21 protein-coding genes, 1 other RNA gene and 1 pseudogene are annotated in these 22416 nt (G+C 63.2%); 10 read left to right on the top strand and 13 right to left on the bottom strand.

The window, feature by feature from the left end:
- Positions 1-2: 2 nt before the first annotated feature.
- The 4 genes from FJ973_RS20950 to mraZ are packed head-to-tail and all read right to left on the bottom strand — an operon-like array spanning position 3 to position 3595.
- Positions 3-1712, bottom strand: a complete 1710-nt coding sequence (locus FJ973_RS20950; RefSeq protein ID WP_140495205.1) for a penicillin-binding protein 2 — start codon at positions 1710-1712, stop codon at positions 3-5.
- The gene (locus tag FJ973_RS20945; protein WP_140495202.1) at positions 1709-2104 is read right to left on the bottom strand and encodes a hypothetical protein; all 396 of its coding nucleotides are present in this window, start codon (positions 2102-2104) and stop codon (positions 1709-1711) included. The genes FJ973_RS20950 and FJ973_RS20945 overlap by 4 nt, the downstream gene beginning before the upstream one ends.
- Positions 2105-2108: 4 nt before the next feature.
- A complete protein-coding gene (gene rsmH, locus FJ973_RS20940) occupies positions 2109-3140 on the bottom strand; it encodes a 16S rRNA (cytosine(1402)-N(4))-methyltransferase RsmH (RefSeq protein ID WP_140495200.1) in 1032 nt (343 codons plus the stop codon).
- Entirely contained in the window at positions 3137-3595 is a 459-nt protein-coding gene (gene mraZ / locus FJ973_RS20935; RefSeq protein WP_140495198.1) for a division/cell wall cluster transcriptional repressor MraZ, read from the bottom strand. The genes rsmH and mraZ overlap by 4 nt, the downstream gene beginning before the upstream one ends.
- A 408-nt stretch (positions 3596-4003) precedes the next feature.
- Here mraZ and FJ973_RS20930 point away from each other — a divergent pair, with 408 nt between their 5' ends.
- Positions 4004-5119, top strand: coding sequence for a cystathionine gamma-lyase (locus FJ973_RS20930; RefSeq protein ID WP_140557586.1), 1116 nt, complete (start codon positions 4004-4006; stop codon positions 5117-5119).
- Positions 5120-5287: 168 nt separating this feature from the next.
- Here FJ973_RS20930 and rnpB read toward each other — a convergent pair.
- The 5 genes and pseudogenes from rnpB to FJ973_RS20905 all read right to left on the bottom strand — a co-directional run bounded on the left by rnpB (position 5288) and on the right by FJ973_RS20905 (position 8526).
- Positions 5288-5697: RNase P RNA component class A (gene rnpB / locus FJ973_RS20925), an RNA gene on the bottom strand.
- 65 nt (positions 5698-5762) lie between these two features.
- Positions 5763-6479 carry a transglycosylase SLT domain-containing protein gene (locus FJ973_RS20920; protein WP_140557529.1) on the bottom strand — a complete coding sequence of 239 codons (717 nt, stop codon included), beginning with the start codon at positions 6477-6479 and terminating at the stop codon, positions 5763-5765.
- 211 nt (positions 6480-6690) lie between these two features.
- The gene (locus tag FJ973_RS20915; RefSeq protein ID WP_140557528.1) at positions 6691-7446 is read right to left on the bottom strand and encodes an N-acetylmuramoyl-L-alanine amidase; all 756 of its coding nucleotides are present in this window, start codon (positions 7444-7446) and stop codon (positions 6691-6693) included.
- Positions 7443-8161 (bottom strand): annotated as a pseudogene (locus FJ973_RS20910) (DnaJ family molecular chaperone). Before FJ973_RS20910 ends, FJ973_RS20915 begins: the two are co-directional and overlap by 4 nt.
- A gap of 155 nt (positions 8162-8316) precedes the next feature.
- Positions 8317-8526 carry a hypothetical protein gene (locus FJ973_RS20905; protein WP_140495184.1) on the bottom strand — a complete coding sequence of 70 codons (210 nt, stop codon included), beginning with the start codon at positions 8524-8526 and terminating at the stop codon, positions 8317-8319.
- A gap of 235 nt (positions 8527-8761) precedes the next feature.
- Here FJ973_RS20905 and FJ973_RS20900 point away from each other — a divergent pair, with 235 nt between their 5' ends.
- Both FJ973_RS20900 and FJ973_RS20895 read left to right on the top strand, forming a co-directional pair.
- The gene (locus FJ973_RS20900; RefSeq protein WP_246675912.1) at positions 8762-10009 is read left to right on the top strand and encodes a DUF3419 family protein; all 1248 of its coding nucleotides are present in this window, start codon (positions 8762-8764) and stop codon (positions 10007-10009) included.
- Complete coding sequence (locus FJ973_RS20895) at positions 10006-10671, top strand: class I SAM-dependent methyltransferase (protein ID WP_140557525.1); 666 nt, start codon at positions 10006-10008, stop codon at positions 10669-10671. The genes FJ973_RS20900 and FJ973_RS20895 overlap by 4 nt, the downstream gene beginning before the upstream one ends.
- 4 nt (positions 10672-10675) lie before the next feature.
- On the opposite strand, the gene FJ973_RS20890 is transcribed toward FJ973_RS20895, so the two are convergent.
- On the bottom strand, positions 10676-12055 hold the full coding sequence (locus FJ973_RS20890; protein ID WP_140557523.1) for a serine hydrolase: 1380 nt from the start codon (positions 12053-12055) through the stop codon (positions 10676-10678).
- Positions 12056-12371: 316 nt separating this feature from the next.
- On the opposite strand from FJ973_RS20890, the gene FJ973_RS20885 reads away from it, so the two are divergent.
- Both FJ973_RS20885 and FJ973_RS20880 read left to right on the top strand, forming a co-directional pair.
- Positions 12372-13166 carry a GH25 family lysozyme gene (locus tag FJ973_RS20885; RefSeq protein ID WP_140557522.1) on the top strand — a complete coding sequence of 265 codons (795 nt, stop codon included), beginning with the start codon at positions 12372-12374 and terminating at the stop codon, positions 13164-13166.
- 185 nt (positions 13167-13351) lie between these two features.
- Positions 13352-14530, top strand: a complete 1179-nt coding sequence (locus FJ973_RS20880; protein ID WP_140516624.1) for a lytic murein transglycosylase — start codon at positions 13352-13354, stop codon at positions 14528-14530.
- 94 nt (positions 14531-14624) lie between these two features.
- On the opposite strand, the gene FJ973_RS20875 is transcribed toward FJ973_RS20880, so the two are convergent.
- The gene (locus FJ973_RS20875) at positions 14625-15845 is read right to left on the bottom strand and encodes an alanine racemase (RefSeq protein ID WP_140516626.1); all 1221 of its coding nucleotides are present in this window, start codon (positions 15843-15845) and stop codon (positions 14625-14627) included.
- Positions 15846-16053: 208 nt separating this feature from the next.
- Between FJ973_RS20875 and FJ973_RS20870 the strand changes: the two genes are divergently transcribed.
- A complete protein-coding gene (locus FJ973_RS20870; RefSeq protein WP_140557520.1) occupies positions 16054-16983 on the top strand; it encodes a DMT family transporter in 930 nt (309 codons plus the stop codon).
- Positions 16984-17355: 372 nt separating this feature from the next.
- Here FJ973_RS20870 and metF read toward each other — a convergent pair whose 3' ends face one another.
- Entirely contained in the window at positions 17356-18273 is a 918-nt protein-coding gene (gene metF, locus FJ973_RS20865) for a methylenetetrahydrofolate reductase [NAD(P)H] (protein WP_140521221.1), read from the bottom strand.
- Complete coding sequence (locus tag FJ973_RS20860; protein ID WP_140495166.1) at positions 18273-19295, bottom strand: metalloregulator ArsR/SmtB family transcription factor; 1023 nt, start codon at positions 19293-19295, stop codon at positions 18273-18275. Before FJ973_RS20860 ends, metF begins: the two co-directional genes overlap by 1 nt.
- Positions 19296-19472: 177 nt before the next feature.
- Between FJ973_RS20860 and tsaA the strand changes: the two genes are divergently transcribed.
- The 4 genes from tsaA (at position 19473) to FJ973_RS20840 (ending at position 22371) form a co-directional block, all read left to right on the top strand.
- Positions 19473-19994, top strand: a complete 522-nt coding sequence (tsaA, locus tag FJ973_RS20855; protein ID WP_140495164.1) for a tRNA (N6-threonylcarbamoyladenosine(37)-N6)-methyltransferase TrmO — start codon at positions 19473-19475, stop codon at positions 19992-19994.
- A complete protein-coding gene (locus FJ973_RS20850; protein WP_140495859.1) occupies positions 19994-20308 on the top strand; it encodes a DUF2293 domain-containing protein in 315 nt (104 codons plus the stop codon). Before tsaA ends, FJ973_RS20850 begins: the two co-directional genes overlap by 1 nt.
- Before the next feature lie 131 nt (positions 20309-20439).
- Positions 20440-21396 carry an aminotransferase class IV gene (locus FJ973_RS20845; protein WP_140557519.1) on the top strand — a complete coding sequence of 319 codons (957 nt, stop codon included), beginning with the start codon at positions 20440-20442 and terminating at the stop codon, positions 21394-21396.
- A gap of 135 nt (positions 21397-21531) precedes the next feature.
- Positions 21532-22371 (top strand): SDR family oxidoreductase, encoded by an 840-nt coding sequence (locus tag FJ973_RS20840; protein WP_140557518.1) that lies wholly within the window; start codon positions 21532-21534, stop codon positions 22369-22371.
- Positions 22372-22416: the final 45 nt, after the last annotated feature.

The following is a 22416-nucleotide window of genomic DNA, read 5'->3' as shown; positions in this document are numbered from 1 at the left end:
AATCATTGATAGGAAACCAGCGTTGCACCATTTTCATGGCTGAAATCTGGCTTCACGCCAAGCATGGCCGCGGAACGCCTGATGATATTGCCGGCCATGACCCCGGCATTCGCGGCCGCGACGTCCGTCATGCCCGGCTTTTCCGGGTGCGGAGCATCGGCAATCGTAAACACGAGATATTGCGGATCGTCCATCGGGAATGCGGCGACGAACGTATTGAAATTCAACTCCTTCGAGTAGCGGCCATTGATGACCTTCTCGGCTGTTCCGGTCTTGCCGCCAACGCGGTAGCCGGGGACCCTGGCATTTCTGGCCGAGCCCTTCTCGGCGTTGAGCATGTAGAGATAGCGCATGCCCTCGACCGTTTTGTCGGCTACCACTTTCTTGGCCGCCGCCATCGCGTCCTGCTGGCTGCGGACCAGGAATGTCGGCTCCATCAGATATCCGCCATTGATCAGCGCCGCGCAGCCGACAGCCGCCTGCAACGGTGTCGTCGACACGCCATGACCGAAGGCGATGGTGAACGAGTTGACCTGTTTCCAGACCTTCGGTTCAGTCGGACGGGCGACTTCCGGCAGTTCGGTCTGCATCTTGTCCAAGATGCCAAGACGATGCAGGAATTCGCGGTGCGCCTCGATGCCGACCAGTTCGGCCTCCCTGGCCGACCCGATGTTGGATGAATAGAGGAACACCTCCGGCAACGACAGCACGCGGTTCTTGCCGTGGAAATCGTGAATGGCCTGATGGCCGACCCGGATTGGATGCGAAGCGTCGAAGCGGCTCGCCATCGTCGCCTTGCCGGAATCGAGCGCCATGGCCGATGTGAAGCTCTTGAAGGTCGAGCCCATCTCATAGAGCCCCGCCGACATCCGGTTCAGCCGGTCCTTGTCTTGTGCATTGTAGGGATTGTTCGGATCAAAATCCGGCACCGAGGCCATGGCCACCACTTCGCCGGTCTTGACGTTGAGCACGACGGCGCCCGCGCCCATGGCGCGATAGCGCTCCAGGCCGGCGGCAATCTCGTCGCGCACCACATGCTGGACGCGCAGATCGATCGAGAGCTTCACCGGCTTGAGATCCTTCGCCACCGCCAGGCCCGACGCCTGCAGATCGCTCAGGCCCTGCTCGTCGATATATTTCTCCATGCCGGAGATGCCTTGATTGTCGATATTGGTCAGGCCGACAATGTAGGACGAGGTTTCACCACTGGGGTAGAAACGGCGCTTCTCGGTGCGGAAGCCGAAACCGGGAATGCCGAGCTGCATGATGTCGGCCTGCTGCTTGGGCGTCAGCTGCCGCTGCAGCCAGACGAAGCCGGCGCCGCTCTTCAGCTTATGGTAGGTCTGCTCGTAATCGATCTCCGGCAGCACCGTCGACAGCTTTTCGATCGCCTCGTCGGCGTCGACGATGCGGCGCGGCTCTGCAAACAGCGATGCCGTCTTGATGTCCGTCGCCAGCACCTCGCCGTTGCGGTCGACAATGTCGGGTCGCGAGGCCGTCACCCGGCTCTGCGGGCCGCCCGACATGTCGGGGGTCTGGAAGCCGAGATAGACAAGCCGCCCGGAAATGATCGAGAAGATACCGAAGAACACCGCCATCGTCATGACGATGCGCGCCTTGCCCTTGCCTCCGGTCGCCTTGCGGGCGCCATCGACCACGATTGAACCGTCTTCGCTGGCCCTGGGGCGACGTTTCAGCAGTTTGCCGATCATTGGGCGATGCCTCCGGTCACGATGGGATCCTTGCCGTCCGAGGGTGTGTTGCCGGAATTGTCTGCCATGCCGCCTTGGCGCCCGTTCAGGATGTCCTGGATGTCGAGGGTTTTGGCTGGCAGGTCGCCGAGGCCGACGATCTGGTGCGCGCTGACCGGCTCCAGTTCAAGCTGCGACTTGTAGAGCTCGGCGAGCTTCTGTAGCCGCGATGGCTGGGTGAGCAGGCTCCAGTCGGCCTTGAGCAGGTCGATCGTGTCCTCCTCGTAGCGTATCTCAGCATGGATCTTCTGCACTGCAGCCAATTGGTCCTCGGCCTCGCGCTTGGTTTTGTAGGTCAGGGCCGCCGCCGAGACCATGACGGCGATGAGGACGATGTCGCTGGAACGAAACACGTGCTTACCTCTCCCCCGGCCGCTCGATGCCGGGAAGTTTTGGGCCGGGAAGTTTTGGAAGGCCGAAAATCGAAAAATCGCCGGCACGCGCCGGCGCATCGGTGCGGATGGCGGCGCGCAGCCTTGCCGAGCGGGCGCGCGGATTGGCCGCAGTCTCGGCCTCACCCGGCGTCACGCCGCCGCCGGACTTGCTGAAGGTGGCACTGCGTGCCCGTGCCTCCGGCATGTGGCGCGAGCCGCTCGCGGCGTCGGAGCGATCGGCAATGAAGCGCTTGACGATGCGGTCCTCCAGCGAATGGAATGTCACCACGGCAAGTCGTCCGCCCGGCTTCAGCGCCCGCTCGGCGGCGAACAGCGCCTTGGCCAACTCACCGAGCTCGTCATTGACGAAGATGCGCAGCGCCTGAAAGACGCGGGTGGCGGGATGGATCTTGTCCTTCGGCGCCCGGCCGATATGCGTCTCGATGGCGTCGGCAAGCTCCAGCGTGCGCTCGAACGGACGCTTTTCGCGACGCGCTTCGATCATGCGCGCGATGCGCCCGGCGTGGCGCTCCTCCCCGAGGAAGCCGAAGATGCGGGCAAGATCGCCCGGCTTGAAGTTGTTGACGACATCTGCGGCGCTGAGGCCCGCCTGCGCCATGCGCATGTCGAGAGGCCCATCGACGCGGAACGAAAACCCGCGCTCCGCCTGGTCGAGCTGCATCGAGGAAACGCCGATGTCGAGCACGACGCCGTCGGCACTTTCGACATGCTGGTCCAGCATCGAGAATGGCGCCTGCACCAATCGCAGGCGGCCGCCTGATTGGGCTTCGAGATTGCGACCAGCCGCTATGGCATCCGGATCGCGATCAATGGCAACCACGGACGCGCCGGCCGCCAGGATGGCCTTGGTGTAGCCGCCGGCGCCGAACGTGCCGTCGACGATGACGTCCCCTTCCGCTGGCGAGAGCGCCTGCAACACTTCGGCAAGGAGGACCGGAATGTGGCGGGCCGGTCCGCCAACGGCGTTGATATCATCGCCGTGGCCCACCGTCATTCCGGTCGCTCCCCAGGCTTCGTCCCCTGCCGAAGCTGCAAAAGCCGGGCCCGCGCCTGCGCTCCGTAGGCCGCAAGCCGTCCCGGCTCCCAGATCTGAAAGAAATTGCCGCGCCCGACAAAGGCTACTTCCGCCGAAAGGCCGGCATGTTCGCGGATGAAGTCGCTGATCGTGATGCGACCATCCTGGTCCAGCTTCAGGAATGTTCCGTCGCCATGGCAGAAGAACGACATGTCGTCCGCCGTCTGCTGGAACGGATCCTCGAGCGCGATGCGCTGCTCGTAGCGGTCGAGCAGGTCGGGCCCGCCGACATCCATGGCCGGCAGATCCAGGCAACGCAGCGCGTAGAGATCCGAATAGCCGCGTTTCTGAACGACGGCGCGAAAATGCGCAGGAACGGACACCCGCCCCTTCGCATCGATCCTGCTCACCGTGTTCGACAGAAACCGGTCCATCACACGTCACGGCCGCTTGCGCCGCCGCACCCCTCTTCGTCGTGTTGCACGCGCCACCGCTACGCGTTCCCTGCCCTGAACCCGCCTCCGTGACAGGGGCGAAAACCGGCAAACGCGCAGCCGCCGCGGCTGCCCGATTGGCGTACGCTTCACTCTGACGCGGAACGAAGGCTTTGGTATCGATATGGGATATCATGGGGTGTTATGGGCGTCAACGGGAACAGGCTTCACAACATGCAGTCGCGACCGATGGAAGCGGCTTTGAAAACACGTCTCGTCTTTATGGATCATTAAGCCTAACGAAGCGTTTAGAGCCGCTTGGCCCAACCGGACGCGCCTTGTCGCGAGCTGTTGCCGGGCATAGCGTCTCACCACACGTCCAGGGTCACCAAGAGGGTTTGAATGTCGATGTCTGAAACAGCACGGTCGCGCGCCGCGGCTCTTGCCCACCTCCGTCGCAACGCACTTGCCGTCGGCGATTCCATCCCCCTGCCACTCACCATGGCTGCCATCTTTCACGCGCCTGGCGACGCCACCGGTTTCAACCAGTATGGCCGTTTCAGCAATCCGACCTGGGATGCGGTAGAACATATGCTGGCGCATCTGGAAGACGCGCCCTGCGTCGCCTTTCCTTCCGGAATGGCGGCGATTTCGGCGGCATTTTTCGCTGTCCTCAAGACCGGCGACCGCATTCTTCTGCCTTCGGATGGCTATCACACGACAAGGGCACTGGCCGAACGCTTCTTGAAACCACTCGGCATCGCCTACGATGTGAGGCCAACCTCGACCTTCCTCGATGGCGGTTTCGAAGGCTATCGTCTCGCTTTCGTAGAGACGCCCGCTAATCCGGGGCTGGACATATGCGATATCGCGGCGGTGGCCGCGGCCGCACACAAAGCGGGCGCACTGCTTGTCGTTGATAATACGACCATGACGCCTTTCGGCCAGCGCCCGCTCGACCATGGCGCGGATATTGTCATCGCCGCGGACACTAAGGCGCCCAACGGCCACTCCGACGTGCTGTTCGGCCATGTCGCGAGCCGCAACGCCGACATCATCGCCGCGGTGACGGATTGGCGCGAAACGTCCGGCGGCATTCCAGGGCCGTTCGAAGCGTGGCTTGTGCATCGTGGCCTCGAAACGCTCGACGTGCGCTTCGACCGCATGTGCTCCTCGGCGGAAGTGATCGCGCGGCGCCTGCAAGGTCACCCGGCGATCACGGGCCTGCGCTATCCCGGCCTGGAAGGCGATCCTTCGCACAATCTTGCCCGTGCCCAGATGGAACGCTTCGGCTTCCTTGTTTCCTTCGAACTCGCTTCGGAGCAGAAGGCCGAGGATTTCATCAACAACTGCGAATTGATGCAGGCCGCGACATCCTTCGGCGGCGTCCACACCTCCGCCGAGCGGCGTTCGAAACGAGGCGATGCGGTATCGCCCGGCTTCGTTCGCCTTTCTGTAGGCTGTGAGCCGGTGGAAGAGCTCTGGAAGGCGATAGAGGCGTCGCTGGACAGGATCGGCGGCTGACCGGATCGGTTATGATCCAAGGTCCTCGGCTTCGATATTGCGATGGCCGTGCAGCACGCGAAGAATTTCGATCGCGTCCACGGGCGACCAATCAAAAGACCTGAATCGACAGGCGCGCCGGAGGGCGCAACCTGCTGATCTCAAAGAACTTTCTCGGGCAGCTTAAAAACTGCCAGCTGGCCTATAAGCCGGGTTCTGTATGGCCCTCGCCCCTTGCGGCGCGAGAACGTGGCGGCCATTCATCTTGGGCGCATATTGCCATGCGCCTCACGCAACCTACCCGGACGGTGAGCCGGAAACAGCCCTCGAGGGTTTCCCCTCGCACCGCCCCTATTCGGTCTTGCTCCCGGTGGGGTTTACCGTGCCGCTCCTGTTGCCAGTCGCGCGGTGGGCTCTTACTCCACCCTTTCACCCTTGCCCCGACCCGGCAAAGCCAAGTCGTGGCGGTTTGCTTTCTGTGGCACTTTCCCTGGGGTCGCCCCCGCCGGCCATTAGCCGGCACCGTGTCTCCATGGAGCCCGGACTTTCCTCACCCGCGGCCTTTCGGCTTTTGCTGGTGCGGCCGCCCGGCCAGCTGGCCAGGCGTATAAAGGGGTTCACGCCACAAAACGCAACCAAAAAAGCCGGTTACGACCGGTTCTTGTCACGCCGGCGACCCGACAGCCGCCAGTTGCACCTTGACCTTGCTGCAATAGGCGGCCGAGACCGGGTTCATTCGGGTGGCGCCGTGGCCGGCATTGTATTTCAGGATCGTGCCGCACGTCGTGCCGCCGCCGAGATCCCGCGCCATGGCAAGATACTTCATGCCGTATTTGATGTTGGTGTCCGGATTGAAGAGCCCATTGGCCGAGCCGCTATAGCCCATCATCCGCGCCGTCGCCGGCTTGATCTGCATCAAGCCGATTTCGCCGGCGCCGCCGACGAGGTTCGGCCGATAGTTGCTCTCGATCTTGATCACGGCGTGAGCGAGCGACGCCGGCACGCCATAGCTTGCGGCGTAACGCGCCACGATGGCCGAATACTGATCGCCACTGGCCACCGCTGCCGTCGAGGCCACTGCTTCCTTGATCCCGATCGATGCCGTCGTCGTTTTATCAACGGCCTTGCGGCCTCGCCTGGTCTTCTGTTTTGTGCTCGGCTTCTTGGCCTTGGTCCAGCTCGCCTTCTCCACTTTCGCGGAAGACCGCTTCGCCGCCCTCACATCCTTGCTGCTTTTGGCCGAAATGGCCTTGCCCTTGGCGGTCGCTGCGACGAGCCCCTGATCGGCCCGTGGGCTCAGCGGCGCGGCGCTCGCCGCCCCGAAGGCAAAAGTCATTACGCCGGCAGCAAGAGCTGCCGTTACAAAGGTCAATTTCTGCATGTGATCCTGTTCTGTCTGAACGCGCGAAGATTTCCGCGCGGCATTGCTTGATTAATGTCGGATCATCCGGGGGGTTAGACATCCGACAAGCTGTACGGATCGCCCTTTGAAGCCCGAATTGCGCGCAATGAAGGCGGGGCAAGTCACTTTAAGTGACAGATCGTAACTTAATGTCGGAAAAGCATTACTTGGACGACATCCTGACCCAAGGTCAAGTTGGGTGGGAAGCGAGCAGCCGTTGAAGCGTGCGCATCGTCGATCCGTCCGCCACTCCATCGATACGGCGTGGCCGGAAATGACGCTGGAAAGCTTGGACCACGACCCGCGTCTGCTGGTCGAAAACACCCGTTATTTCGACTCCATAGCCGTAGAGCGCCAGCATCGATTGCAGCGCCTCGACATCGGCGCCGGCGTCGCCGGTCTTCAGCACGGCGCCCCGCCTGATCGGTGCTGCCGGCACGAGATGGCCTACGCCGCCCTCGAACAGGGCCCGCCAAGGAAACTTCTCGCCCGGATCGATCTTGCGCCCCGGCGCCACGTCGGAGTGCGCCAGCACCCGCGGGGGGGCAATCGCATGCCGGCGGGCTATTCCGGCGCACAGGCCGATCACCGCATCGATCTGCCGCTTGGGAAAATCGGGATAACCCAGTGAATGTCCCGGATTGACGATCTCGATGCCGACGGAACAGGAGTTGATGTCGGTGCGTCCGAACCACGAACTCTTCCCAGCATGCCAGGCGCGGTCGCTTTCCCGGACCATCTGCACGATATGGCCGTTCTCATGCACCAGATAGTGCGAGGAGACTTCGCTGGCCGGGTCGCACAGCCACGCCTCGGCCCCGGCGCCTGTCGGCATGCCGGTATAGTGCAGCACGATCATCTCGGGCTTCAGCGTCTCGCGCCGTGGCCCGAAATTCGGCGATACCCTGACCTCGGCGCTCGGCTCGTCGGGCAGGAAGCCGCTCATGCGTGCCGCAGGCCCCGCTCGATCATCTCATAGGCGGTGTTGATCGCCGCGAGCCTCGTCGTCGCGATCTTGATGAATTCCTGCGGCAGGCCACGCGCGATCAGCCGGTCCGGATGATTGTCGGAAACCAGCTTGCGGTAGCGTTTCCTGACCTCCTCGAACGGCTTGCCGCGCTCGATGCCGAGCACGACATAGGGGTCGGCCGCACCAAGATTGACGTGCCTGGCAAGGATCGCCTCGTAGTGCACCTCGTCTATGCGGAAGATTTCGGCGATGCGGTGCAGGAACTGGCCTTCACGCTCATGGATCAGCCCGTCGGCCTTGGCAATGTGGAACAGGCCGTCGAGTATATCCTCCAGCATCATGCAGTTCGAATGGCCGGAGCCACAAAGCTGCGCCATGCGCTCGGCATAGGTCTCGAAGCCGGCAACGTCACGTTTGGCCAGATCGTAGAGTCGCGCCACGTTGCGCGTCTCCTTTGGCGGCACCTCGAATATTTCCTGGAAGGCGCGTATCTCATCCTGGGTGACGACCCCGTCGGCCTTGGCCATCTTGGCCGAGAGCGCAATCATCGCCACCGAGAAAGCGACGCGACGGCGCAAATCCGCATCGCCGGAAAAAACGGTGCGTACAGCCTCGACCACTCGGCGACGCCCGACGAGGCTGAGGACGAAATCCGCGTGATGAAGTCGCCGAGGCGGTCCCAAATCGACATGGCCGCTTCTTAGAGCCAACCGGTCCCCGCTATCAAGCCAATAACGGCCGGCATCATACCTCCGACGACAATCGATCTCGTGTCGGAACCACTACCCGCCTGGGCGAAGGGCCGGCAAGACGCCGGCCCTTCGCCAGAACACAGGTACTAATGGACTACTGCGCGGGCGCAGGAGCGGGCGTTGCCGGAGCCGGCTCGGCAGGCTTGGTCGAATTATCCGCGGGCGCCGCAGGTTTCATTGGCTGCTCGGCCGGCGGATTGGTGCTCTGGGTGGTGGTGTTATCCGTCCCCGTGCCGCTGTCGCTGCATGCAGCGACGCCGAGCAGCGCAAGCGCGGACACCGACGCAAGAATGAGTTTTTTCATGATATCTCTCCTTCAACACACGCTCACGTTGCAGTGAACGGTCGAGAAGGAAATGCATCACTCAGCCATGGGTTTCGTAACGATGCGTTTCCGCATGTAACATCGCTCGCATCCTCCCCTTGCGCCTCCCCGGGGGTGAAACAGCTTTGCGCTCCCCTGTGCGGATCGCTGTCATCCACCTGTCATAGCCGGGCGTTACCCGCTTGCGGCAAAGCAAATGGGGAATCACCTTGCCATGACGGACGTTTCCGCAGATCTGATCTTTCGCCGTGGCAAGGAAGTTGGAAAAGCCGTCTACCAGAACCGCCCCCTGTCGAAGGCAGGAATTTCCGAACGGCTGTTCGCCTTCCTGTTTTCGGGCCTGGTCTATCCGCAGATCTGGGAAGATCCCGATGTCGACATGGACGCAATGCAGCTTGGCGAAGGCCACCGCGTCGTCACTATTGCCTCCGGCGGTTGCAATATCCTGGCCTATCTCACCCGGTCGCCGGCCAGGATCGACGCCGTCGATCTCAATGCCGCTCACATAGCCCTGAACCGCATGAAGCTGGAGGCGGTGCGCCACCTGCCTTCGCAGGGCGACCTGTTTCGCTTCTTCGGTGCCGCCGGCAACGACCACAATTCTCAGGCTTACGACCGCTTCATCGCGCCGCATCTCGATCCGGTCAGCCGCCACTATTGGGAGCGCCGCAACTGGCGCGGCATCAGGCGCATCGCCGTCTTCGACCGCAATTTCTACCAGACCGGCCTGCTTGGCCTGTTCATCGCCATGGGCCACCGCACGGCTAAATTCTTCGGCGTCGACCCCGCCGGCATCATGCAGGCCAGGAACATTGGCGAGCAGCGCCGCTTCTTCCACCAGGAGCTGGCCCCGGTGTTCGAAAAGCCGCTTTTGAAATGGGCGACCTCGCGCAAGGCCTCGCTGTTCGGCCTCGGCATCCCGCCGGCGCAATATGACTCTCTCATCACGTCCGGCGACGGCACCATGGCCAGTGTGCTGAAAGCCCGGCTGGAAAAGCTCGCCTGCGATTTTCCATTGAAAAACAACTATTTCGCTTGGCAAGCCTTTGCCAGGCGCTACCCCCAACCCGGCGAAGCCGCCCTGCCCGCCTATCTTGAAAGGCAGAACTATGAGGCCATTCGCGGCAATGTAGACCGCGTCGCCATTCATCATGCCAATCTGATCGAATTCCTGGCAGGCAAGGACGCGGGTTCCGTCGACCGTTTCATCCTGCTCGACGCGCAGGACTGGATGACCGACGACCAGCTCAATGCGCTGTGGTCGGAAATCACCCGCACCGCCTCCGCCGGCGCGCGTGTCATCTTCCGCACTGCGGCCGAGCCAAGTCTGCTGCCGGGCCGCGTCTCCGCTTCCCTGCTCGACCAGTGGAGCTACGAGAGCCATGCCTCGCGCGAATTCTCCACCCGCGACCGCTCGGCAATCTATGGCGGCTTTCATCTGTACGTGAAGCGCGCCTCATGAGCACTACCGAGCTGCCGGCCAATCACGCCGAACTGATGGACGGTGTCTACCGCTGGCAGCGTCACATCTACGACCTGACCCGCAAATATTATCTGCTCGGCCGCGACCGGCTGATATCAGGGCTGGACGTTCCGCCGGGCGGCACGGTGCTGGAGCTCGGCTGCGGCACCGGGCGAAACATCATCCTCGCCGCCCGCAGCTTTCCCGGCGCGCGCTTCTATGGCCTCGACATTTCGGCAGAGATGCTGGAGACCGCGGGCACCGCGATTGCCCGCGAAGGCCTGTCCGATCGCGTCATGCTGGCAAGGGGCGACGCCACGGAGTTCGACGTAAAGGCGCTGTTCGGCCGCGACAGCTTCGACCGTGTCTTCGTCTCCTATTCATTGTCGATGATCCCAGGCTGGGAAAAGACGGTCTCCGCCGCGCTGGCAACGCTCGCTCCGGGCGGTTCCCTGCACATCGTCGACTTCGGCCAGCAGGAAGGCCTGCCGGACTGGTTTCGGACCCTGCTTCGCGGCTGGCTCAGAAAATTCCACGTCACGCCCCGTGAAATGTTGCGCGAGGTGCTGGAATCGGAATCGCGAAAAATCGGCGCAACCTTCCGTTTCCGCACACTTTATCGCGGCTACGCCTGGCTGGCGGTGGTCCGGCCGAGCAGCTGATTGGCTAGCGCAGCGCCTTCACCAATGCCCCGACCATGGTCTGCGGCCTGTAGCCCAGCTTGGCCGGCGTCAGGCCGAGCCGCACCACCACTAATTGCTCGGATGGAATGATGGCGACGGTCTGCCCATCATGCCCCTCCATCCAATAGGTGTCCTTGGGCAGGCCCGCCGCCACGCCGGCACCGGGGTTTTCCTCGTCGCCCGGCGCCTCGATCCACAATTGCCCCTTGCTGTAGACTTTCGAGGCCGACGCAGGTTCGCGCATCCAGTCGACGAAACCGGCCGGCAGTATCTGGTTGCCGTTCCAGACCCCGCCCTGCAGCAGGAACTGGCCGAAGCGGGCCCAGTCATGGGCGGTGGCGTAGAGATAGGATGAGCCGACGAACGTGCCCTGTTCGTCGGTCTCGAGCACGGCGCTGTGCATGCCCAGCGGCTCGAACAGCGCGGTGCGCGGCCACGTCAACGCCTTGGCCTTGTCGCCGACCGCATCCTGCCAGAGCCGCGACAGCATCACCGCCGTTCCGCTCGAATAGGAGAACACCTTGCCCACCTCGCCCGTGAGCGGCTTGGCTTCGGCAAAGCCCGCCATGTCGGGTTCGAGATAGAGCATGCGCGTCACGTCGGCGACGTCGCCATAGTCTTCGTTGAATTCCAGCCCGCTCGACATCGCCATCATGTCGGCAAGGCTGATCGCGGCGCGGCCATCGGCCTTCCACGGCGCGAAAAGGCCCTGGTTGGTCATCGCCATCTTGCCGTTCTTGACCAGCGTGCCGACTATGGCGGCATTGACCGTCTTGGTCATCGACCAGCCGAGCAACGGCGTTCGGGCGGAAAAGCCCTCGCCATAGCGTTCCGCCACGACGCGGCCGTTCTTGACCACCACCACGGCGCGCATGCCGGCGCCGGTCATGGCGGCATCGTCGACGATCTTCGCCACCTCCGAGTTCTGCGAGGCTTCGACCCGCTCGCCTTCCGGCCACAGCGCATCCTGTCTTGCCGCCGAGGGTTCGACATGGATCGCCGTGCGCCGCGCCTTGCCGACATCGCCATCCGGAACCGAGGCGCAGCCCAGCCCGTCGCGAGAAACCGCGATGCTCTTGCCGAGGAAGCCAAGCAGGCCGGCGGAAACTGTGCCCCGGTTCTTGTCGACCGAGACCCGCATCAGCTTGAGCAAGGGATGACCGGGCGCCTGCACATCGACGGCAAGCACCTCGTTGGCATCGCGCCCGGCGACGAAAACGTTGGAGCAGACGATCTTTGCCGAATAGCCCGAGCCGACCCGGATCAGTTCGGGCGGCGCGAAATAGAGCCACCCAAACAGCGCCACGACCGCCAGCACCACCAGGCCGAGCAGCCGTTTGACGATCTTGGCAATGATCCGCATCTTTCCCGCCCCCGAATCCAGGCTCGATCCATGTCATCGATTTGCCGCCATTGCTTCCGCAAAATCATGGGCCTTGTCGAGCGTCGTCAACCAGATATCAACCATGATCGGCGATCACAGGTGCATGTCGCCCAACAGCGCGCCGCGTTTTTGGGATCACGGCAGGAAACAAAATCAAAGCGCGCCGAAAAAATGCGCGTTTTGGCGATATACCGGGCGATGCTGTGGGGCGATCGTCCGGCGGGGGCCAGACCAAGCGCCGGCCATCAGTGCACAGACCCATCAGCAACCGGCTGCAACCGGCTCGGGAGTTGCAATGCGCCGTCTCGCGGCCCTTTTCATGCTGACGCTGCTGGGCGCATGCTCGACCGTGGAGGATCTGTCGCCACTGTCGCCATCCAGCACCCCTTCGATTGCGGTGCGCGCGCCCCGCTTCGCCGATTCCAAGCCGCATGAATGGGACAGCGGCGCGCCCTGGAATTACGCAGTTCACGGCACCGACGTCTCAAAATACCAGACCTCGGTCGACTGGCCGACCGCCAAGGCCAGCGGTATTTCCTTCGCTTTCATCAAGGCGACGGAGGGCGGCGACCGTTTCGATGATTATTTCAACGAGCATTGGGCGCGCACCAAAGCCGCCGGCGTTCCTCGTGCCGCCTATCATTTCTTCTATTTCTGCACTCCGGCGGCGGTACAGGCGCGCTGGTTCATCCGCAACGTCCCCGTCGACCGTTCGGCCATGCCGCCGGTGCTGGACATGGAATGGAACCCGAAATCGCCGACCTGCAGGCTGCGCCCCGACCCGGCCACCGTGCGCGCGGAGATGACCACCTTCCTCGAAATCGTCGAGCGGCATTACGGCAAGAAGCCGATCATCTACACGTCGGTAGACTTCTTTGAAGACAACGAGCTGTCGACCTTCCGCGGTTATCCCTACTGGCTACGCTCCGTCGCCGGCCACCCGCGTCAGAAATATGGCAGCCACCCCTTCACCTTCTGGCAGTATACGGGAACCGGCATCGTTCCCGGCATGATCGGCAAGTCCGATATAAACGTCTTCAACGGCAGCCAAGCCGCCTGGAACAAATGGTTGAGGCAGAACACCCGTTGACACCGTGTCAACGGCAGCCAGGCCGCCCGGAGGAAGGGTTGCTGCAGAACACCCGTTGACACCGGGCCTGCCGCCTGCTTTCGACACGGCCGGCGGCCAAGAGTGCAACCGCCGGTATTCCGGGGCGACGCGCATCCAGATGGACAGCAAGGCCGCCCGGAATCCTGAATGTCGAAAGGAAGTCTATGCGACTGCGTCCCCAAGCCCTCGCGGTGCTGTTCCTGTGCGCCACGGCCTTGCCGGCGATGGCGCAGGAATGTGGCGGCGACTTCGAAACCTGGAAGCAGGGCGTGGCAGCGGAAGCCAAGGCGGCGGGTGTCGGCCCTGTCGGCCTCGAAGCGCTCGAGGATGCCAGCTTCGACGAGAGGGCCCTGGCGCGCGACCGTGCGCAGGGCGTCTTCACCCAGACCTTCATCGAGTTCTCCAACCGGATGATCTCGGCCTACCGGCTGAAGCAGGGCGCGGCGAACATGAAGAAATATGCCGATATCTTCGCCCGCGCCGACCAGCAGTTCGGCGTCCAGGCGCCGGTCATCACCGCTTTCTGGGCGCTGGAGACCGATTTCGGCGCCGTGCAGGGCGATTTCCATACGCTCAGCGCGCTGGTGACGCTTTCCCATGACTGCCGCCGCCCGCAGCTGTTCCGGCAGCAGTTGGTGCCACTGCTGGAATTGATCGACCATGGCGTGCTGCCGGCCGACGTCAACGGCGCCTGGGCTGGAGAGATCGGCCAGACGCAGATCCTGCCTTCGGATTATCTTGCCCGTGGCGTCGACGGCGACGGCGACGGCAAGATCGACCTGCGGGGCAGCGTGCCGGACGTGATCATGACGACGGCCAACAAGGTGCTGTCGCGCGGCTGGAAACGCGACGAGCCCTGGATCCAGGAAGTGCGCGTGCCCGACGAGATGCCATGGGAACAGACCGGGCGCACAAACAAATTGCCGCTGACACAGTGGACGCAGTGGGGTGTTACCAATCCCGACGGCTCGCCGCTGGTCGACAAGGGCCTGAAGGCCGGGCTGGCGCTGCCCATGGGCCGCAAGGGGCCGGCCTTCCTCACTTACGAAAATTTCGACGTCTATCTCGAATGGAACCAGTCCTTCACCTACGCGCTGACCGCGGCCAATCTTGCCGCGCGGCTTGCCGGCGCGCCACCGATCGACCCGCGCAATCCTGAACCAGGCCTCAACAACGAGCAGATGAAGGCTTTGCAGACCAAACTGGAGGCCAAGGGCTATGATGTTGGCACGGTCGACGGGATCCTGGGCACCAACACCCGCGAAGCGATCCGCAAGGAGCAGACGCGGCTGGGATTGCCCGTGGACGGCTGGCCGACGCCGGAGCTTTTAGCGAAGCTGTGAGTAGTAAGTAGTGACGGAGCCATTTCCCTACTCCCTACTCCCTACTCCCTACTCCCTACTCCCTACTCCCTACTCCCTACTCCCTACTCCCTACTTAATCCGCCATCGTCTCCAGACTCGCCAATCCCACCGGCGCGTCGCCTTCGTCGAAGGACGTCGCCACCTCGACGAAAGTGTCGGGATAGAAGCCGTTGAAACGGGTTCTCAGCGACAGCGAATAGGCGCCGATATGGCCGATCTCGATCCAGTCGCCGGTGTCGACGGTTTCCGGCAGCCAGAACGGCCGCGACAATATGTCGACGGAATCGCAGGTCGCGCCGCAGACCTTGAACGGCACGATGGTTTTCTCGTCGCCATTGCGCGTGCGGATCGCCGGATCGGGAATGAAGCGCGCCGGCAGCGTGATCTTGCCGGTCCATGAATCCGACAGCGACGCCCAGATGCCGTCATTGATGTAGAGCCGCTTGCCCTTGCGCAAAAGCACCCGCACGATCAGCGACAGGCAGCGCGCCACGATCACCCGGCCGGGCTCGGCCACCAGCGGCATCTGGTCGAACTGGTATTCCTTGAGGTCTCCAGAAAGCCGCGACATGATCTGGCCGAGCGACGGCATCGCGACTTGCTTGCGGTTGGGATCATGCCCGTATTCGGCCGGAAAACCGCCGCCGACATCGAGACCGGCCAGGTCGAAGGTCAGCCGGTTGCGCACCCAATCGGCGGAAGCCAATGCCCTTTCGTAGGTGTCGGGGTCCTCGATCTGGCTGCCGACATGGAAGCACAGGCCGACCTTGTAGCCGGTACGGTTCAGCCGCTCGGCGAGCTCGACCGCATAGGCAGGCCCGGCGCCGAACTTCTTCGACAGCTCGTAAGCCGCATGGCCCTTGGTCTGCACTCGAACGAACACGCTGATTGCGCCCGGGTCAATGTCGAGTGCCCTGACCACCCGCGTCAGTTTGGTGATCTCGTCCTCGTGGTCGAGCGCAATGACGCGGATGCCGTATTTCTCCAGCGCCAGCTTGATGTCCGACTGCGCCTTGACGGGATGCATGTAGAGCATCTCGGCATCGGCCGAGACCGCGCGCACGGCGGCGAACTCGCCGGGCGAGGCCACGTCGAAGGCGGAGACACCGGCCTCGACCAGCGTCTTCAGCACGATCTGCTCGCCATTGGTCTTGACCGCATAGGCCGTCTTGCCGGGGAACATGCCCATGAACTGCAAGGCATCGGCCTTCAGCACCTGCGGGCGGAAGCAGTAGACCGGATCGTCCGGGCGAAGCGCCAGTGCCGCCTCGCGGGCATTCTCGAATCGCTGCATGGACGAATCCTTGACCTAGCCTGCGCACAATTAATCCAAGCTAGCGACCAATGAAAACAATTCTGTGTCTCGTGCGCCTGACGGCAGGGCGCTAGGCTTTGTCAGGGGAGACAGGCCATCGGGCAGGTTTCGGGTGGTTCTTGCCTGCGAACCCGATATGGCTTCTGTCTGGCTGCTTGCATTCGGCCGTCCGGGGAGGACGCATCACATGGCAATAGCCGCGACATCAGCACCGCGCCGACCGATGGCGCTCAAGGACTGGGCGCAGCTTCTGCTGCTCGGCGCGATCTGGGGCGGCTCCTTTTTCTTCGCCCGCATTGCCGTGGCGGAGCTTAACCCGCTGGTGCTGGTATTGTTTCGCGTCGCCATCGCGGCACTCGCTTTACAGCTCTATCTCTTCCTGCGCGGCCCATCCTTCCGCCTTGCCCTTCCTCATGCCGGCCTGTTCTTCCTGCTCGCGGTCACCAACAACGTCGTACCTTTTTCGCTGATCTTCGCCGGCCAGACCGAGCTTGGCGCCGGCGTCGCCTCGGTGCTCAATGCGACCACGCCGTTCTGGACGCTGATCCTCGCCAACGCCCTGACATCGGACGAGAAGCTCTCCTGGAACAAGCTGGCCGGCATTGCGCTTGGCGTCGCCGGCACGGCTGTGATGATCGGCCCCGGCCTGGTTGCCGGCCTCGGCGGCCCGGTCTGGGCCAAATTCGCGCTGATCGGAGCATCGTTGTCCTACGGCGTCGCACTGATGGTCGCCCGTCGCTTCAAGGGCGTGCCCTCGCCGGTCATTGCCACCGGGCAGCTGACCGCCTCGACCATCATCATGATCCCGGTGGTGCTGCTTGCGCACGGTCCCGCGGGCCTGTTCTCGGCCTCGCCGCCGGTCTGGGCGGCGGTGCTGGCGCTGGCGCTGCTGTCCACCGCCTTCGCCTATATCCTCTATTTCAACCTCGTCGCCTCGGCCGGCGCCACCAACGCCTCCCTGGTGACGCTGATCGTGCCGGTGAGTGCCATGCTGCTCGGTTTCCTGTTCCTCGGCGAGCGGCTGGAATTGTTCGAAATCGGCGGCATGATGCTGATCGGTCTCGGCCTGGTGACCATAGACGGGCGCCTGTTCATCCGCAGGGTAGCGCTGCCATGACATGCCAACGACACGAAGCCGCCATAATTTATTCACAGGTTCGTATCTGGTTTTTGCCTAGAAGTTTCAACGCCTAACGGCGAAAACGAGGTCGCAAACTCCACAATCGCGTCGCAATGCAGCACATTTTCCGCTTGCCTGTGGCACAAATGACCCTAGACTCCGGCCATAGCTCTTTAAGAGGAGGCTATGTCATGGGACTGACGAGGCCAATCAACGCATTGATGATCTGTGCTGCGTTTGCATTCATCGGCGCCCTCATTATAGGCGTTCTTCCCTGAACCCGCCAAAAACGGGGAAGACCAGCACCCAATAATCAACCAGTTTGAAAGGCCGGGTTTTTACCCGGCCTTTCTGCAACTCAAGCCCGGTTCAGGCGGCTGCGGAGCCAGCCACTTCCGCCTCATGCGAGCGGATGCCGATCATGTGGCAGACGGCAAAGACGAGGTCGGCCCGGTTCATCGTATAGAAGTGGAAATCGCCCACGCCCCGCTCGACCAGGTCCAGCACCTGCTCGGCCGCCACCGCCGACGCGACCAACGCATGCGTCTGCGGATCATTCTGCAGGCCGTCGAAACGTTCGGCCAGCCATGCCGGCACCAGCGCGCCGCAACGTGCCGAGAAATTGGCGACCTGGGTGAAATTGTGCACCGGCAGGATGCCCGGCACGATCGGAATGTAGATGCCGGCTCGACGCGCGCGCTCGACATAGCGCTCGTAGAGATCGTTGTCGAAGAAGAACTGGGTGATCGCCCGCGTCGCGCCATTATCGACCTTGCGCTTCAGCATGTCGATGTCGGTGGCGAAGTCGGGGCTTTCCGGATGCTTTTCCGGATAGGCCGAGACCGAGATGTCGAAATCGCCGGCGCTCTTCAGCGCACCGACCAGCTCGGCGCCATTGGCATAGCCGTCCGGGTGCGGACGATAGGCGGTGCCGACGCCCGCGGCCGGATCACCGCGCAGGGCGACGAACCGCTTCACACCCATCTCGGCGAATTCCTGGATCACCGCATCGACCTGAGGGCGCGGGGCGTCGACGCAGGTCATGTGCGCTGCCGGCGTCAGGCTGGTCTCCTTCAGGATGCGGCCTACGGTGCGTGCCGTGCGCTCCCGAGTCGAACCGCCGGCGCCATAGGTCACCGAGACGAATTTCGGCTTCAGCGGTTCCAGTCGGGTGACCGTGTCCCACAGCCTCGCCTCCATCTCATCCGACTTTGGCGGGAAGAATTCGAAGGAAACCCTGACCTTGTCGCCAATGTCGGGGCGGCGGGAAAAGCGGAACTGGTTCATCAGGCGATTTCCCCTATCGAACTCACTTTGGTCTGCTGGCTGTCATTGGCAGGATCGGCGATCAGCAGGCGCCGGTCGCGGCCAAGCCAGAGCTTGACCGTGAGCCTGGCCTCGGTGCCGCCGCGCGGCTCGAACTCCTGGGCATCTTCGAGATCAAGGCCCGCTTCGGAGAACCACTCGCCGATCTGCCGGTCGGAAAAGCCGAGGCGCATATGCGCGTGCTCGTCGCGCAGGAATTCCAGGGTATGCGGCGCGAAATCGACGATCACCAGCCGTCCGGAAGGGCGCAGCAGCCGCGCCGCCTCATGGATGGCGCGCGCAGGATCATCGAGATAATGCAGCACCTGATGGATGGTGACGAGATCGAAGGCGTCGCGCTCGACCGGCGGCGAGAAGATGTCGCCCTGCCGCACCTGAGCATTGGAGACGCCGGCCTTGTCGAGGTTGGCGCGCGCGACGGTCAGCATCTCGCGCGACATGTCGATGCCGATGCCGCGCCGGTAGAGCGGCGAGAATATCTCCAAGAGGCGTCCGGTGCCGGTGCCGAGATCGAGCATCGACTGGAACGGCCGCTTGCCGACGAGCTTCATGAGGGCTGCCTCGACCGCACGGTCAGGCACGTGCAGGGAGCGGATATGGTCCCAGCTTGCCGCGTTCTGCGAAAAATACTCCGCCGCGCGGTCCTGCCGCTTGCGCTTGACCGAGGCCAGCCGCTCGAGATCGCGCTCGACCTGTGGATCGGCGCCGCGAATGCCGGCGACCAGCCGCAGCACGAAGTCGCGCGCGGAATCCGTATCCGACAGCCGGAAGAAAGCCCACGACCCCTCCTGGTAACGGCCGATCAGCCCGGCCTCCAGGAGCAGCTTCAGGTGCCGCGACACGCGCGGCTGCGACTGGCCGAGAATCTCGGTAAGATCGGACACGGTGAGATCACCGCGCGACAGCAGCGCCAGTATGCGCAAGCGGCTCGATTCGGCCGCCGCCTTCAATGTGTCCACCATGGTGTCGAGCGCGACATGCATCAGCGTATTCTCTTTGAAAAAGATATAAACATATGTTTATGTCGATTTTCACAGCCTTGCAAGCGCTATGTCGCTTCCGGACAAGAAAATGCCGCAGGCGTGATTTCTCGGTGCATGTCGCCTAAAAATGTGTAGCGGTTTCAGGGCAAGACATGCGTCAACAAAAAGATGGATAAAATGACCGGGCGACGTGAGATGTTCGAGGCACGGGAGGGCGAGCAGAGGCTGGAGATCGATCCGGCGCTGATGCCGGCGGATGGCGGCGTCGTCTTCATCGGCCGTATCGCCTCGCCATGGACCACGCGCGAAACCTGCCCCAAAAACATGCGCGCGGCGCGCGAGACCCGACAGCCGGCAGCACTGACGATCGACCCACCCTACCGCGCCGGCCTGCAAGGGCTGGAGCGCGCCAGCCATCTCGTCATCCTGTCGTGGCTCCACCAGGCGCCGCGGACTCTGATCGTGCAGAAACCGCGCCATGCGGCTGAAGCAAAAGGTGTATTCGGTCTGCGCTCCCCTGCCCGACCGAACCCGATCGGCCTGCATGTGGCGAAACTGGTTGCGCTCGACCTCGCCACCGGGCGCATCGAGATCGACGCCATCGACGTGCTCGACGGCACCCCGGTGGTCGACATAAAACCCTATTTCGCATCGACCGATGCCTTCGCCGAGGCGACCATCGAAGGGCGCGACGAATGATGAAGGCGCCGACCGGCCGCCGCCGCGCCGTCGCCAAGGCGTTGACCGCGCTTCTGCCGCTGGCGCCCTATGCCGATATGGAGAAGATCCGAGCGGATGCCGGCTCCGTCCACATGAAGACCTTGCCGCCGACCATTGCCGTGTGGCTGGCGACGGTTGCTCATATCCGCCACGCCCATACCGACTACGAAAAGCTGCTCGCCGAAGGTTATGACCGCGACTCGGCGCGTTTCTTCGTCATCGAGCAGACCAATGTCGTGCTTACCCGCTGGCGCGCCACCCGCCTGCTCGACGCCGACGACGAGGATGATTGAAGCTGTTGCCGGTCCGGCACGGCGCTCGGTAGCATGGCTGGCAGCTTTTCACTTCGAGGACGAACGACGCCGGATGACTGGCTCTATGCCCTCTGCCTGACACCGATAGCCTGTGATGCAAGGAGGTGCGGATGAGCCAGACCGCACAGGATATACGGCCGCTGCCTGTGGTGAGCGACCGCCACGTCGACCCGCATGCTTATCCCGACGGCATCGCCTTCCTCGACGGCCAGTACCTGCCGATGTCGCAGGCCAAGGTCTCGGTGCTGGATTGGGGATTCCTGCATTCCGATGCCACTTACGACACGGTGCATGTCTGGAACGGCTGCTTCTTCCGGCTTGACCTGCATCTCGACCGCTTCTTCGGCGGACTGGAGAAATTGCGCATGACGATCCCGTTCGACCGCGATGGCGTGACGGAGATCCTGCACAATTGCGTGGCACTGTCGGGACACAGCGCCGCCTATGTCGAAATGCTGTGCACGCGCGGCGCTTCCCCTACTTTCAGCCGCGATCCGCGCCAGGCGATCAACCGCTTCATGGCGTTTGCCGTGCCGTTCGGCTCGGTCGCCAATCCCGAGCAGTTACAGCGCGGCCTCAATGTCGCCATCAGCGACAAGGTGCGCATTCCGCCGGCCTCGATCGACCCGGCGATCAAGAACTACCACTGGCTCGACCTGGTGCGCGGCCTTTACGATGCCTTTGACCGCGGCGCCGAGACAGCGCTCATTCTCGACTTCAACGGCAATGTCGCCGAAGGTCCGGGCTTCAACGTCTTCTGTGTCAAGGACAACAAGCTCTCGACGCCGGCGATCGGCGTGCTACCCGGCATAACCCGCCGCACTGTCTTCGATCTCTGTGCGCTGGAAGGCCTCTTCGCCACCCCGGCGGACGTCAGTGTCGCGGCATTGCGCGAGGCCGACGAGGTCTTCATCACCTCTACCGCCGGCGGCATCATGCCGGTCACGATGATCGACGGCAGCCCAGTCGCGGACGGCAGGCCCGGCGCGATTACCGGCCGACTGATGGCGCTCTATTGGGACAAGCATAAGGATCCGGCCTGGTCGAGCGCTGTACGCTACCCCTGACCGGTCGCCGCTCCCGTCCAAATAATTCCGCCACCGCCTCTGGAAAGTCGCGGGACGCACCGTATATGGCACAAAGCGGAGAGGCCTCCACTTATCTCTGAAAAAATTCCAGCTTGCACGGGCAAGGACTTCATCATGACAAACAAGGTTTGGTTCATCACCGGATCGTCGAAAGGTTTTGGCCGGGTCTGGGCCGAGGCCGCGCTCGCTCGCGGCGACCGCGTCGCGGCAACCGCCCGCGATGCCGGCACACTCGCCGATCTCGTCGAGAAGTATGGCGACAACATCGCGGCGATAAAGCTCGACGTCACCGACAAGAAAGCCGTCGATGCCGCAATCACCGGGGCGCACAAGCGCTTTGGCCGGCTCGACGTCGTCGTCAACAATGCCGGCTATGGCCATTTCGGCGCCATCGAGGAGGTCAGCGAGCAGGAAGCCCGCGACCAGATCGAAACCAATGTGTTCGGCGCGCTGTGGGTCACCCAGGCCGCCTTGCCGATCATGCGGGCGCAGCGCTCCGGCCACATCATCCAGATCTCTTCGATCGGCGGCGTCAATGCCTTCGCCTCGCTTGGCCTCTACCACGCCTCGAAATGGGCGCTGGAAGCTTTCAGCCAGTCGCTGAGCCTCGAGGTCGCCGAGTTCGGCATCCATGTCACGCTGGTCGAGCCCGGCGGCTTCTCCACCGACTGGGCCGGTCCGTCTGCAAAGGTCTCGAAAGCGCTTGACGCCTATGCGCCCGTCCGCGCCGCCATGGCGGAGCGCCGCAGTCGCGCCGTGGCCGGCGATCCCGAGGCCACCGGACCGGCGATGCTGGCCATCGTCGACGCGGCCGAGCCGCCTCTCAGGGTATTCTTTGGCGACGGCGGGCTGCCGATGATCAAACAGGAATACGCCAATCGCATCGCCACGTGGGAAAAGTGGGACCACGTCTCGGTCATGGCGCAAGGCGCCAACAAGAACCGCAACGCCTAGTCGGATCACTCAGCCCACGCCGTTTCGAGCGGCGGCGTGGCTGCC

The sequence above is a fragment of the Mesorhizobium sp. B2-1-3 genome, from assembly GCF_006442495.1.
GTDB lineage: Bacteria > Pseudomonadota > Alphaproteobacteria > Rhizobiales > Rhizobiaceae > Mesorhizobium.
Note: the sequence above shows the minus strand (reverse complement) of the source record. Positions and strands in the feature narration are given on the sequence as shown.